The organism is Rhizobium sp. SG570, from assembly GCF_012275345.1.
Taxonomy (GTDB): domain Bacteria; phylum Pseudomonadota; class Alphaproteobacteria; order Rhizobiales; family Rhizobiaceae; genus Rhizobium; species Rhizobium lusitanum.
The window spans coordinates 547680-560234 of sequence record NZ_JAAZQI010000001.1 but is presented as its reverse complement, the minus strand read 5'-3'; the positions used below and the strand labels follow the sequence as shown (position 1 = coordinate 560234).

Here is a 12555-nt window from a genome sequence, read left to right as displayed (position 1 = left end):
CGGGTTCATTCCTTTCAGGCGGACGCTGCTTCAGCAGCCCGACGCATCAGCAAATCCCGCTCTCTCTCATTTCCGGCAAGCGCCGCAGCCGCCTCGAAGGCGCAACGCGCCTCGTCATACCGGCCAAGCTTATAAAGAAGATCACCGCGAACGCTGGGCAGGAGATGATAGCCTTTCAATGCGGGCTCATGCGCGAGTCGCTCGACGAGCTCCAGCGCCGCCTCGGGGCCGTCGACCATGCCGATGGCGACGGCGCGGTTGAGCTCCACGACCGGAGAGCGCAGGATCGCGGCGAGCTCCGCATAGAGTTCGGCAATCCGTCTCCAATCGGTTTCCCCGGCTGTGTGAGCCCTCGCATGGCAGGCGACAATCGCCGCTTGAAGGGCATAGACGCCACCGGCGCCGCCCAGTTCCCGCACCCGCGCCAGCGCCTGCAAACCGCGATGGATCTGCAACTGATCCCAAAGCGCACGATTTTGATCGAGCAGCAGGATCGGATCACCGGTGGCGTCCGTCCGCGCCGCCGCGCGGGAAGCATTCAATTCCATCAGGGCAAGCAGCGCATGCGCTTCCGGCTCCTGCGGCGCTACCGACGTCAGCACCCGGCCCAATCGCAGCGCCTCGTTGCAGAGCTGCAACCGCAGCCAGTTTTCACCCCGCGCCGCCGTGTAACCTTCATTGAAGATCAGATAGACGACCTCCAGCACCGTGGCCAATCGCCGCGACAGCTCCTCGCCATGCGGCGTTTCGTAAGACAGTCCCGAGTCCGAAAGCGTCCGCTTGGCGCGGACGATGCGCTGGGCGATCGTCGCTTCCGACAGGAGAAACGCTCTGGCGATCTCCTCCGTCGTCAGTCCACAGACCATCCGCAAGGCCAGCGCGACGCGCGCCTCGCGAGACAGCAGCGGATGACAAGCAGTGAAAACCAGCCGCAGCATTTCATCGCCGATATCATCATCCAGGGCGGCATCGAGATCCGGCATGACTTGCTGATCCTCTTCCATGTCCCGAACAATCATGTCGTGCTTGCGATCGAGCATCTGACGACGGCGCAAATGATCAAGCGCCCGGCGTTTGGCCGTCGCCATGAGCCAGGCGCCGGGTCGCTCCGGGATGCCCGCCTCCGGCCAGCGCTCCAGGGCGGCAACCAGAGCCTCCTGCGTCAGATCCTCGGCGAGCGGAACATCGCGCAGCATCCTCGCCAGGCTCGTGATCAGCCTGGGCTGCTCGATCCGCCACACGGCGAGGATCGTCCGATGGGTGCCGACGGCCGTCACGGCCGCCTCTCCCGATTGCAGATCATCAGTGCCCGACGGCCGCATGGGGGAGCGGATCGCATACACCCTCCGCATGTGGTTCGAAGTAGGCGCGCACTTCGCATGTTCCCTCCCAGCCCGGCATGAAATCCTTGTGCAACTGCATGAACTCGACCGCCAGCGCCACGGCCTCTTCCTTGCTCTGCAGCTCGAAGATCGCATAGCCGCCGACGACTTCCTTGGCCTCCACGAAAGGCCCGTCGACAACGCTCAGCTCGCGATCCCGTATGGTGACGCGAGCGCCGGTCGCAAGCGGCATCAAGCCCGCCGTATCGATCATGCGACCGGCTTTGATCTCCCGATCGGCAAGCTTGTTTATGGCATCGAGAAGCTCCGGTGTCGGCTGCATGAAATCGGTAGAAGTGACGATAGACATGAAACGCATGGGACGATTCCTCCAGAAACGAGCCGCCGGCACCATTGCCGCTCAAATGAACCCGCTCATATTGACGACGAAGCGGCCATCGGAAAATCGACAGGCGCTTTTAAAAAATTTGCGATCGCTTCCGAACGACAGAAAATCGAACCTCCAGGCCGGCCAATTTACCAATATCGACAGCATCGAAGCAACTTGCCTGGAACCGGAGAGGCTGGACTGGGCGACATCCTGATCCATCGCATTGCCTTTGTTGACTTCCCACAATCGTTGCAAGATGGTGGGGCCAAATTGGACCTGCGGACTTTGGAATATCCGACGCTTCCCCAGCTGCACGGATTTCCGTAATGCTCCGCAGACAACACGGCGGGAGCTCGTTTCTATGTTCGACCATATCTCGATCGGCGTCAAAGACCTGGCGCGGGCGCAGCAGTTTTACGACGCAACACTTTCGACGCTTGGCTATGAACGCCTGAGCAATTTCGACGGCACCATCGGTTATGGCGCGGAACGGCCCCAGTTCTGGGTCAGCGAAGTGGAGCGGCCGGTGCCCGCCGATCGCGGTTCCGGCCTGCATTTCTGTTTCGTCGCTCCAAGCCGGGAAGCCGTCGACGCCTTCTATGCCGCCGGCCTTGCCAATGGCGGCGAAGACAACGGCAAGCCGGGTATAAGGCCAGATTACAGCCAGTTCTACTATGCAACTTTCGTGATCGATCCCGACGGCTATCGGCTGGAGGCCTATTTCAAGGTCGGCGAATAGACGGCAATCCGCAATAAGCGGCGAAATGCAGCCAATCCGCCGACTCAACCTCGGATTCACTTAGCCAGCTAATGGATTTTTTCAGGCATTTCTATCTTTCAGGTTGCTGTCAGGCTTCTGTTGTAAGGGCCGCCGTGAGGCGGCTATGGCGGTGATTTACAAAAACACTGGTGGGCGCTTGTCTTAGATTTGTTTATGACAGTGGCCGGCCGATGTACGACAGTGACCTTGCATACACAAAACGCACGACGTCGGTAGGCACACCCCTCGCGGCATTTTTGGCGCTATTTGCGCTTTGGTGGCTGCTGCTGCTCGTCTTCAATCGCTTCCCCGGTATCGACCTGTGGGTAGCTCGGAGCGTTTTCACGGCCGCGCCCTGCGCATCATCGAGTGCCGCAGGCAAAATCTGCGGCACCTTTGCTCTTGCGAGAAATCCCCTTATCGAAGCGCTGCGTGATGTGACGTTGGCCCTTCCCTATATTGCCGTCGTTGTCTTGCTGGCTATCCTCGTCATGTTCTGGCGCAAACACGGCGCTCGTCGGCGAACGCTGAAAACGGATCAGTATATCGCCGCCCTGCTGTCATTGGGTATCGGTTGCGGCCTGATCGTCAATACGTTCCTGAAAGGATATGCCGGCAGACCGAGGCCGCGCAGCACGGACCTCTTTGGCGGCGGACTGGATTTCGTCCAGGCAGGTTCGTTCGCTGGCCGGTGCCTGGGAAATTGCTCCTTCGTTTCTGGAGAAGCTTCGTCCGGCGGTTGGCTCCTCTGTCTGGTGCTGCTGCTGCCGCAGCGCTGGCGCCTCCCGATCGGTATCCCACTCGCCATCGTCTCCGTAATCATGCCTATAATGCGCGTGCTCATGGGCGCCCATTACCTGTCGGACGCTGTCCTCGGCTGGCTTCTGTCGTTGGTGGTCTTTGCGGCTGCGATGGCTGTCATGGATTTCACGCGCTCGGGATCATCCACCCAATCTTGAAAACAGCACCGCTCATCCGGCATTGCGCAGACGAATCAGGCGACTGAGCCTAGCTGCCTTGCGGATGCGGGCTGTCATCTCGGCAAGCCCGAAAGGCTTTACGAGATAATCAACAGCCCCGATACCCATCGCCGTCATCTGATCCGACAGCTGATCATAGGCGGACATAACGATCACCGGCGTCGAATCCGCCCGTGCTTCCGCATGCCTTAGCAATGTGAGGCCACTTCCATCGGGCAATCGGAGATCAAGAAGAATGACGTTGTAAGCTCGAGCCGTGACGGCGGCCGTTGCGGACTCCAGAGTCATCGACCAGTCCACCGACCAGCCTTCCGCGCACAGATGATCCTGTATCGCGTTGCCGATAGTGGGATTGTCCTCGACCAATAAGACCCGCACGATTGCTCCCTCATTGCAATCAAGGAGCTATGATGAGGATTTCTGACGGCGACCTGAAATTCAGACGTCGGCGCGGCAAAAAGCAAAGATAATAGGCGGCGGCCACAAAACAGCTGTGTTCAAGCGTCTGTCGTTCAGGTATTTGTCAGGAACGGCCGCCATGGTCGCCGGCTTTAACACGCGAACCTGCGCCTTGCGCCACCGGGTTTTCCGGCCCCGCCGACAGCACATGCCTCGGAGAAAACCATTGAACGAAAAAAATATATCTTCTGGCCGACATTTCGTCAGGCCGGCCATCGGCAGTGTTACGCTATGCCTTATAGTCGCTCTTTATGTACTTCTCGTGACGAACCAGATGTTCTGGACCAAGGCCTACAGCTATTTCACGACCGAACCTGCTGCCTTCATTGCCTTCGTGGCCGGTATCTCTGCAGGCATTTTTGCATTCTTCACGCTGTTCTCCGCGAAATATGTCACGAAACCCGTCCTGATCTTCTTCGTGCTTGTGGCGTCGGTATCCTCCTGGTTCAACGATCAGTTCGGCGTGATCATCGACAAGGAGATGATCCGCAATGCCGCCGTGTCGACGGGCGCTGAAGCCGGACACCTGATCACGGCGCGCTTTGCGATGCATGTGCTGCTGACGGGCATTCTGCCCTCGCTGGTGATCATCTGGGTGCGGATCGTCCATCGCCCCATTTTCAAGAAGCTTGTCCATAACACCGCCGTCATTCTCGCCTGCGTCGCCGTCTTCGTCGCTGCCGGCACCACCTTCTACAAGACTTATGCTGGCGTCGGTCGTGCCCATCGCGACCTCATGGATACCCTTAATCCGGTCATGCCGATCACCAGCGTGGTGCGCTACGCCATTGACACGCAAAGGGATGCAAATGTCGTCGCAGGCCCATTGGGGACGGACGCCCGCAGGGTCGGCGTTGTTGATAACGGCAAGCCGCGCGTCACGATCATCGTGGCGGGCGAAACCGCGCGCGCGCAGAACTTTTCGCTCGGCGGCTATGCCAAGATGACCAATCCGGAGCTGGCGAAGCGCAATGTCGTCTACTTCCCCAATACCAGCAGCTGCGGCACGGCGACTGCAACCTCGATACCTTGCCTGTTCTCCGTCTATACGCGGGCGGAATACAGCCATCGCAAGGGGCTGGAGACGGAAAATCTGCTCGATGTGCTGACCCATGCCAAGGTCGGCGTGACTTGGCTGGACAATGACACCGGCAGCTACAATGTAACCGATCGCGTCCCCTACACCTATCTGCCGCCCTCGAACGATCCCCGCTTCTGCAAGGACGGGGAATGCAAGGACGAAATCCTCGTCGACAAGGTCGATGGCTGGCTGGACAAGGTGAAGGGCGATAGCGTCCTCGTGCTGCACCAACTTGGCAGCCATGGCCCGGCCTACTATCAACGCTACCCCGAGGAGTTCCGCCGCTTCCGTCCGGATTGCCGCGCCAACGACTTCGGCTCCTGCTCGCAAGAAGAAATCACCAACGCCTACGACAATACGATCCTTTACACCGATCATATCGTCTCGATGATCATCGACAAGCTGAAGCAGCGCTCGAACTCGCTGTCCGGAGCTGTCCTTTATTTCTCGGATCACGGCGAGTCGCTCGGTGAGAATGGCATCTATCTGCATGGCGCGCCCTATATCATCGCGCCTGTACAGCAGACGCAGGTGCCGATGCTGGTGTGGATGGCCGACGATCTGGCAAAGGCGGGCGGCTACGACATGGCCTGTCTGTCCAAGCGCGCGCCTGAGGGCACGCACTCGCACGACAACATCTTCCATAGTGTTCTTGGGATGATGGACATATCGACGAAAGTCTACGATCCGAGCCTGGACGTATTTGCCGCCTGCCGCACGCCGTCGAACAAGCTGGCGCAGAAGTGATACGCGGCCCTCAGTAGCCGGCAGCCCCGTTTCGGTGGGGCTGCCAAACAATTGGGATTATTCAAAGTCGCTTAGGCTGGCGGATCGTCCGCTCGTTTTCCACATTGCCCGTATTGAGCGTCGTATTCGGCTCGAAGAGCACGACTTCGCACGTCGGTTCTGCGACCGGGCAATGTTCCACGCCATGCGGCACGATGATATATTCGCCCGGACCGAGGACGATATCGCCGCCGTTTTCCTCCCGCAGCTTCATGCGCAGAGTGCCCCTGACGACCAGGAACAGCTCGTCCTCCGCTTCATGATGATGCCAATGGAAGGCGCCATCCAGCTTGACGAGCTTGACCTGAAAATCGTTGATGTCGCCACCGACGCGCGGGCTCCAAGCCTCGTCGAAGGCTGCAAAAGCCTTGGTAAGATTGACCTTTTTCAGCGTGATCATGCGCTCCTCCTTCTCGCCAAGCAGCTTGATGTCGAAGCTAATATTGGAGGCAGTATCGCCGAACGCAACGCCGACACTGCGGAATGCGGTCGATTGCCATTGCCATATCGAATTCCTCGAAGGTTTCAGCCGAAACTTTCCGGGTAGTTGACGATCCGGAACGGCGCTACATGCCCCCTCAATATTATTTGGACAGACGACGGGAAAAATCATGACGACAAATAATGTCGAATTCGGACTCGATACCTTCGGCGACGTGACCTTTGACGACAACGGCGCGCCGCTGCCGCACGCGCAAGTCATCCGCAACGTCGTCGAGGAAGGCGTCCTTGCCGATCAGCGCGGCATCGATTTCTTCGGCATCGGCGAACATCACCGTGAGGACTTCGCCGTCTCCTCGCCCGAGACCATACTGGCCGCCATCGCCAGCCGCACCTCGCACATTCATCTGGGATCGGCCGTAACTGTTCTGAGCTCGGATGACCCGATCCGCGTCTTCCAACGCTTCTCCAGCCTCAATGCCATCTCGAACGGTCGGGCCGAGGTGATCCTCGGCCGGGGGTCGTTTACGGAATCCTTCCCGCTGTTCGGCTTCGAGCTGTCGCAATACGAACAGCTCTTCGAGGAGAAGCTGGACCTGTTCGCGGCGCTTTTGTCCAACGAGCCGGTGACCTGGCAGGGCAGCATCCGCCCGCCATTGCAAAACCAGCGGGTTTTCCCGACCATCGAGAGCGGCCATCTGAAAACATGGATCGGCGTCGGCGGCAGCCCGGAATCGGTTGTCCGTGCCGCCCAATATGATCTGCCGCTCATGTTGGCGATCATCGGCGGCAGCCCCTATCGCTTCCAGCCCTACGTCGATCTCTATCATCGGGCCTTCGCGCAACTGGGCAAGCCTGTGAGGCCGATCGGCATCCATTCGCCGGGCTATATCGCTGACACCGACGATCAGGCCCGCGAGGAATTGTGGCCCTGCTACAAGGCTATGCGCGACCGGATCGGTCGCGAGCGCGGCTGGCCGCCCATGACCCGAAACGAATTCGAAAACGAGATCGAAAAAGGTTCGCTTTATGTCGGCTCGCCGGAAACGGTCGCCGCCAAGCTCGCCCCGGTCATCAAGACGCTCGGCATCAACCGCTTTCAATTGAAGTACAGCGCCGGTCCGCTCGGCCACGACAAGTTGATGCGCTGCATCGAACTATACGGCCAGAAGGTCATCCCTGCCGTGCGCGCGGCATTGGCGGCATAGTTCAAGACCGACCCAGCCGCCTTCCGTGATCGACTGGAACAGCACATGCTTCGCTACGCGGCGAGGCATGTGCTGAATCCTGTTGTCATCACTAAGTAGTAAATGCTACTAATATTAATAGGAGTAGCATTTACTACGAAACGGAATTGCACGAATGACGGAGAAGACGCAGGAGCGGCAGACCTTCGAAAGCCGGGTTCTCGCAGCGCTCGATGCGCTCGCCCCGGCGGAACAGCGCATCGCCCGTTTCTTCATCGACCAGAAGCAGGCGGTCCTGCTGAATTCCGCCGCCCAGATTGCCGAGCGTGCCGGCGCCAGCGACGCGACCGTCGTGCGCACCGCACGTGCGCTTGGCTTCGAAAGCCTGTCTGCGCTGCGTGCCGCCTTGCTCTCCGAACTGACGGGCATGCCATCACCCGGCGACCGGATGGAGCGGACGCTGGCCGAGACGGGTGGCGATGCGCTTCGCCACGTGATGAGCATCCACGAAAAGGCATTGGAGGCTTTGCGGGATCAGCAGTTCACCGTAAGCTTTGAGCGTTGCATCGATATTCTGGCTGGCGCGGCGCGGCGCCATGTCTTCGGTATCGGCCCCTCGGGCGCCATGGCGGACTATGCCAGCCTGCAATTCAACCGCATCGGCCTGCCGACGAACGCCCTCTCCGTCTCGGGCATTGCCTTGGCGGATCGCCTCCTGTGGGTCGGCAAAGGCGATGCGGTGCTGATGATGGCCTATGCGCCGCTCTATCGCGAAGTCGATATCCTCCTCGATCACGCCGCTCGGCATGACGTGCCGGTCATATTGATCAGCGACGACCTCGGCCCGCTGGTTGCAGGCAAGGTGGCGGAGATCCTTCCCCTGCCGCGTGGCAATGCCGATCATCTCGCCATGCATGGCGGCACGATGGTTCTGATCGAAGCCATGATCGTTGCACTGGCAGCGAGGAACAAGGAAGCAGCCCTCGATAGCCTTGATCAACTCAGCATGCTGCGCGGTTCTATCGATAAGGCCTGGAGCAAACGCGGCACAAGGAAACGGAAGTGAACGTCGAGGCGTCCGGTGCGAGCCAAGGCTCGCATCATGCGGCGGCCATTCGGCCTCGGGCGCAAGTTAACCCAGGGCACGAAGAAAATCTACGGAGAAGACCATGCGAAATCAAAGTCCTCATCGTCATTCGGGAATCGTTTCATGAGCAGCCTCACACCCATTCTCTCCACTGTGACGGCATCCTTCCTTGGTTCTTTCGTCGAGGTCGTGGAAGCCTTCACCATCGTCCTTGCTGTCGGGGTCACGCGTAGCTGGCGCCCGGCGCTGACGGGTGCCGCGCTCGCGCTCGCCGTGCTGGCGGCCCTCGTCCTCATCTTCGGGCCGTTGCTGGCGCTCGTGCCCATCGCAACGCTGCAATTCGTCGTCGGCGTTCTCCTGATCCTGTTCGGGATGCGCTGGCTGCGCAAAGCCATTCTCCGGTCCCTGGGCGTCATCGCCTTGCATGACGAGGAAGCGGCCTTCTCGAAGGAGACCGCATCCTTGAAAGCGCAATCCACGGATCGCCGCGCCGACTACCTTGCCGGCCTCGCCGCCTTCAAGGCGGTGCTGCTTGAGGGCGTCGAGGTGGTCTTCATCGTCATCGCCGTCGGCGGCGCGCATGGCCTGACGCTCTATGCCGGTCTCGGCGCCCTTGCCGCCTTCGTTCTGGTCATGCTGATCGGGCTGCTGGTGCATCGTCCGCTTGCCACCGTGCCGGAAAATACCCTCAAATTCGTCGTCGGCCTGATGCTCACCAGCTTCGGCATTTTCTGGACCGGTGAAGGCATCGGCACTCGCTGGCCGGGCGCGGATCTCGCCTTGATCGCCATCTTTGCGATCGTTTCGCTGGCCTCCTTCGCCATTCTTCGCGGCCTGCGCGGCTCCACCGGCACGCCCACAGCAAAGGCAGCCCAATGACCGTGCTCCGTATCGCCCTGTCCGAGCTCATCGGCATGTTCATCGACGACGGCAGCCTCGCGACCCTCTGCCTGATCCTCATCCTCGTAATTGCGGGCGCGGTTGAATTTCTCGCCATGCCGCCGCTCGCGGGGGCAGTTCTCCTGCTGTTCGGCTGCCTCGCCATTCTGCTCTACAGCGTCCGCCGTGCGGTGAAGCGGTGATATTTCATGTTCCCCTGCGAGCCTCTTCGGGCCTGCAGGGGAATATGACCTCCTCAATCGCGAATTCCGCCAAGCCCACCACTGTCGCGCATGTCGCCGGATCTCGCCCCTCGACAGGACCCTTCGCGGATGCGAAGAATTCGGCATCATCAGCCAATTGGAGAAACGGTCACATGAGCAGCGCCCATCCCGAAGTCTATCTGGTGCGGCACGGGCAGACGGAGTGGAGCCTTTCCGGCAGGCACACGGGCCGAACCGACATTCCTTTGACCGCCGCCGGCGAAGAAGCCGCCCGCAAAGTCGCCGGGCGTCTGCCTGCCATCGATTTCGCCGCTGTCTGGTCGAGCCCGTCGCAACGCGCCCAGAATACCTGCGCGCTGGCGGGTTTCGGCGGTCGGCGCATTGTCAAGGACGATCTGGCGGAATGGGACTACGGCGCCTATGAGGGCATCACCACCAAGGCGATCCTGGCCGAACGCCCCGACTGGCAACTCTTCCGCGACGGCTGCCCGAACGGCGAGACGGCAGCCGATGTCGGTGCGCGCGCCGACCGGATCATCGGCGAACTTCGCGCCATCGACGGCTCCGTCCTGATCTTCTCCAGCGCCCATTTCCTGCGGGTCTTTGCCACCCGTTGGGTCGGCCTGCCCCCGCAAGACGGCGCACGCCTGGTGCTCGACACGACAAGCATCAGCGTGCTCGGCTACGAACACGACCTGACCGAGCCGGTCATCCGTCGCTGGAACCAGGTCTAAAGGACACACCAACTCCGCGTCTCAGTCAGCTGCCGACATCGCAAGCAGCCTGGCAATCCTCTCCGCCGCCGCATTCGCCGCAGCAGCCTCCATGCGGGCGATACCAAACAACATCCCCGGCCGCGATGGCCCGAGATGCAGCGACGACATGGCCCGCAATGCGAAGCCGTGAGAATTGATGGAGCGAACGGCCGCGACGTCATCGACGGCGATGTCCCGGAACCAACTCGCCAGTTGCTGGCCTCCGTTGCCTTCGCCGACATCAAGCCACGCGCCGCAATGACGATTGAGGGCGGAGACAACAGCGGCCATGCGTTCCGCGTAAACGGCATTCATATGCCTGAGATGCGCGCGAAACCGACCTTCGTCGATAAAGTCGGCAAGGGCTGCCTGGATATGAACAGGCACGACCGCCCCTCTCAGCCGTTGCGCTGCCTCGACGGTCGCCACGAGCCTGGAAGGCACAACGGCATAGGCGACGCGCAGACCGGGCGCGAGCGTTTTCGAAAATGTGCCGAGATAGGCGACCACTTCGCCACGATCGATGCCCTGCAACGCGGCGATCGGGCGGGAGGCATACTGAAATTCACTGTCGTAATCGTCTTCCAGCACGATCGCGCCCGTGGCGCGGGCAAATTCGAGTAGCGCAAGGCGGCGTGACAGACTCATGGTCACGCCGGTCGGATATTGATGCGAGGGTGTGACGTAGATCAGCCGCGGCGGCGGTCCGTCCCCACGGGCAATATCGATCCCTTCCTCATCGCAGGGCACAGCCACCAGAGCGGCACCCGCCATCCGGAGCAATGCGTGCGCGGTGGCGTAGCCGGGATCCTCGATCCATGCGAAGCCACCGTTCGGATGATCTGCCCAGAGCAGAACGCTCGCAAGCAGGCTGATCGCCGCGCCGGTCGAAGGCACGATCAACACCTGTTCGGGACGGGCGATCACGCCGCGCGTCGCCGAAATATGGTCGAGGATTGCAGCGCGCAATTCTAGAATGCCGCCATGGGCGCCATAACCGAGATCATGCACCCGAAGTGACCGGCCGCGGGCGCCGAGACATCGCGCCCAGGCGGCATGGGGGAAAGCGGAGACATCTGGCACACCGGGCGCGAACAACCCACCCGTGGCGAACTCTGTGGTCTGGAGCGAGGTGGGCGGTGGCGCTGCGACCTGCCCCTGCAGGGGTGGCGTCGAGAAAGCCGCAACGCGGGTTGCGGCACCTGTCGTCGATTGCAGATAGCCCTCCGCCTTCAGGCGGTCATAGGCGTTGACTACGGTTGAGCGCGCGACACCGAGCGAGATGGCCAGCGCCCGCGTCGAGGGCACGCGTTGCCCCGCTGGCATCTGCCCATGAAGGATACGGTCGCGCATCACGCGATAGACCTGCCCTTCCAGATCACCCGAGGTCCGGTCGAGCGCCGGCCATTGCGCTACAGATGTCATCAAGCTCCAACTGGTCTGTTAAAAATCGAGAAACTGGCTGTTTATAGCCTACCTCTTTGCTGGCAGAGATCAACGATCAATCGATGAGGAAGACATGGCCGATCACTATCCGCCCGCCACAGAAGACTACCCGACCACTGAGCGCAGCCGCGTGCGGCGCAGCCCCCGCCGCGGCAGCCACGCCCGCGCCGAAGTCCACGCCATTCTGGATGCCTCTCCTCTCTGTCACGTCGGCTATGTCATCGATGGTGCGCCGTATGTGACACCGACCTTGCACTGGCGCGAAGGCGAATACGTCTATTGGCATGGCTCGGCCGCCAGTCGCTTCCTGCGTGCGGCGGAAGACATGCCAGTCTGCCTGACCTGCAGCATCATGGACGGCTATGTGCTCGGCCGCTCCGCCTTCAATCATTCGGTCAACTACCGCTCCGCCATGGTCTTCGGCACGGCACGCCTGGTTGATGACGTCGAGGAGAAAGCCGATGCCTTGCGCCGCCTTATCGAAGACCTGTTTCCCGGCCGCTGGGACAGCCTGAGGCCGATGACGGGGCAGGAAGCGAAGGCGACATCGGTACTGCGGATGAAAATCGACGAGGCGACTGCCAAGGTCCGCAACGGCCCGCCGGGCGACATCGACGAAGCGGACTACCCGGTCTGGGCCGGCGTCCTGCCCATAAGAAGCCAGCTGGCCCCGGCGCAAGCCGCGCCCGGCATGCCCGACGGGATCGCGCTACCGCAATCGCTCTCGGACCTGATAGGATCGGGCCGGATTCGCTGA

15 protein-coding genes are annotated in these 12555 nt (G+C 61.0%); 9 read left to right on the top strand and 6 right to left on the bottom strand.

The features are described 5' to 3' along the window. Positions 1–14: 14 nt before the first annotated feature. From FHT28_RS02715 to FHT28_RS02705, 3 genes are read right to left on the bottom strand one after another with little or no spacing between them, the layout of a single operon-like run. Positions 15–1277, bottom strand: a complete 1263-nt coding sequence (locus tag FHT28_RS02715; protein WP_168595499.1) for an RNA polymerase sigma factor — start codon at positions 1275–1277, stop codon at positions 15–17. A gap of 25 nt (positions 1278–1302) precedes the next feature. Further along, the gene (locus tag FHT28_RS02710; RefSeq protein ID WP_047562501.1) at positions 1303–1701 is read right to left on the bottom strand and encodes a YciI family protein; all 399 of its coding nucleotides are present in this window, start codon (positions 1699–1701) and stop codon (positions 1303–1305) included. Between the two features lie 42 nt (positions 1702–1743). After that, entirely contained in the window at positions 1744–1932 is a 189-nt protein-coding gene (locus tag FHT28_RS02705; RefSeq protein WP_092573276.1) for a hypothetical protein, read from the bottom strand. Between the two features lie 142 nt (positions 1933–2074). On the opposite strand from FHT28_RS02705, the gene FHT28_RS02700 reads away from it, so the two are divergent. Together FHT28_RS02700 and FHT28_RS02695 are read left to right on the top strand one after the other, a co-directional pair. Then, positions 2075–2452 (top strand): VOC family protein, encoded by a 378-nt coding sequence (locus FHT28_RS02700; RefSeq protein WP_037195031.1) that lies wholly within the window; start codon positions 2075–2077, stop codon positions 2450–2452. A 212-nt stretch (positions 2453–2664) separates the two neighbouring features. Then, positions 2665–3432, top strand: a complete 768-nt coding sequence (locus tag FHT28_RS02695) for a phosphatase PAP2 family protein (protein WP_047638724.1) — start codon at positions 2665–2667, stop codon at positions 3430–3432. Between the two features lie 12 nt (positions 3433–3444). On the opposite strand, the gene FHT28_RS02690 is transcribed toward FHT28_RS02695, so the two are convergent. Continuing rightward, the gene (locus FHT28_RS02690; RefSeq protein WP_037195035.1) at positions 3445–3831 is read right to left on the bottom strand and encodes a response regulator; all 387 of its coding nucleotides are present in this window, start codon (positions 3829–3831) and stop codon (positions 3445–3447) included. Between the two features lie 229 nt (positions 3832–4060). On the opposite strand from FHT28_RS02690, the gene FHT28_RS02685 reads away from it, so the two are divergent. Then, positions 4061–5740: a phosphoethanolamine--lipid A transferase gene (locus FHT28_RS02685; protein ID WP_244655173.1), complete on the top strand. Its 1680-nt coding sequence runs from the start codon at positions 4061–4063 to the stop codon at positions 5738–5740. A 61-nt stretch (positions 5741–5801) separates the two neighbouring features. On the opposite strand, the gene FHT28_RS02680 is transcribed toward FHT28_RS02685, so the two are convergent. After that, positions 5802–6179, bottom strand: a complete 378-nt coding sequence (locus FHT28_RS02680; RefSeq protein ID WP_047562939.1) for a cupin domain-containing protein — start codon at positions 6177–6179, stop codon at positions 5802–5804. Positions 6180–6390: 211 nt separating this feature from the next. Here FHT28_RS02680 and FHT28_RS02675 point away from each other — a divergent pair, with 211 nt between their 5' ends. The 5 genes from FHT28_RS02675 (at position 6391) to FHT28_RS02655 (ending at position 10331) form a co-directional block, all read left to right on the top strand. Continuing rightward, entirely contained in the window at positions 6391–7428 is a 1038-nt protein-coding gene (locus FHT28_RS02675) for an LLM class flavin-dependent oxidoreductase (protein WP_168595498.1), read from the top strand. Positions 7429–7582: 154 nt separating this feature from the next. Next, entirely contained in the window at positions 7583–8473 is an 891-nt protein-coding gene (locus FHT28_RS02670) for a MurR/RpiR family transcriptional regulator (RefSeq protein WP_092573280.1), read from the top strand. A 144-nt stretch (positions 8474–8617) separates the two neighbouring features. Next, a complete protein-coding gene (locus FHT28_RS02665; RefSeq protein ID WP_168595497.1) occupies positions 8618–9373 on the top strand; it encodes a COG4280 domain-containing protein in 756 nt (251 codons plus the stop codon). Further along, entirely contained in the window at positions 9370–9576 is a 207-nt protein-coding gene (locus FHT28_RS02660) for a hypothetical protein (RefSeq protein WP_168595496.1), read from the top strand. The genes FHT28_RS02665 and FHT28_RS02660 overlap by 4 nt, the downstream gene beginning before the upstream one ends. A 173-nt stretch (positions 9577–9749) precedes the next feature. Next, positions 9750–10331, top strand: coding sequence for a histidine phosphatase family protein (locus tag FHT28_RS02655; RefSeq protein ID WP_168595495.1), 582 nt, complete (start codon positions 9750–9752; stop codon positions 10329–10331). A 21-nt stretch (positions 10332–10352) separates the two neighbouring features. Here the strand turns inward: FHT28_RS02655 and FHT28_RS02650 are convergent, their stop codons facing one another. Further along, positions 10353–11777, bottom strand: a complete 1425-nt coding sequence (locus FHT28_RS02650; protein ID WP_168595494.1) for a PLP-dependent aminotransferase family protein — start codon at positions 11775–11777, stop codon at positions 10353–10355. Positions 11778–11871: 94 nt separating this feature from the next. Between FHT28_RS02650 and FHT28_RS02645 the strand changes: the two genes are divergently transcribed. Beyond that, positions 11872–12555: a pyridoxamine 5'-phosphate oxidase family protein gene (locus FHT28_RS02645; protein WP_168595493.1), complete on the top strand. Its 684-nt coding sequence runs from the start codon at positions 11872–11874 to the stop codon at positions 12553–12555.

Coding starts and splice junctions, on each gene's coding strand:
- FHT28_RS02710 (WP_047562501.1), bottom strand. CDS start 1,701: ATGCGTTTCATGTCTATCGTCACTTCTACCGATTTCATGCAGCCGACA.
- FHT28_RS02705 (WP_092573276.1), bottom strand. CDS start 1,932: ATGGATCAGGATGTCGCCCAGTCCAGCCTCTCCGGTTCCAGGCAAGTT.
- FHT28_RS02700 (WP_037195031.1), top strand. CDS start 2,075: ATGTTCGACCATATCTCGATCGGCGTCAAAGACCTGGCGCGGGCGCAG.
- FHT28_RS02695 (WP_047638724.1), top strand. CDS start 2,665: ATGTACGACAGTGACCTTGCATACACAAAACGCACGACGTCGGTAGGC.
- FHT28_RS02685 (WP_244655173.1), top strand. CDS start 4,061: ATGCCTCGGAGAAAACCATTGAACGAAAAAAATATATCTTCTGGCCGA.
- FHT28_RS02680 (WP_047562939.1), bottom strand. CDS start 6,179: ATGATCACGCTGAAAAAGGTCAATCTTACCAAGGCTTTTGCAGCCTTC.
- FHT28_RS02675 (WP_168595498.1), top strand. CDS start 6,391: ATGACGACAAATAATGTCGAATTCGGACTCGATACCTTCGGCGACGTG.
- FHT28_RS02670 (WP_092573280.1), top strand. CDS start 7,583: ATGACGGAGAAGACGCAGGAGCGGCAGACCTTCGAAAGCCGGGTTCTC.
- FHT28_RS02665 (WP_168595497.1), top strand. CDS start 8,618: ATGAGCAGCCTCACACCCATTCTCTCCACTGTGACGGCATCCTTCCTT.
- FHT28_RS02660 (WP_168595496.1), top strand. CDS start 9,370: ATGACCGTGCTCCGTATCGCCCTGTCCGAGCTCATCGGCATGTTCATC.
- FHT28_RS02655 (WP_168595495.1), top strand. CDS start 9,750: ATGAGCAGCGCCCATCCCGAAGTCTATCTGGTGCGGCACGGGCAGACG.
- FHT28_RS02650 (WP_168595494.1), bottom strand. CDS start 11,777: ATGACATCTGTAGCGCAATGGCCGGCGCTCGACCGGACCTCGGGTGAT.
- FHT28_RS02645 (WP_168595493.1), top strand. CDS start 11,872: ATGGCCGATCACTATCCGCCCGCCACAGAAGACTACCCGACCACTGAG.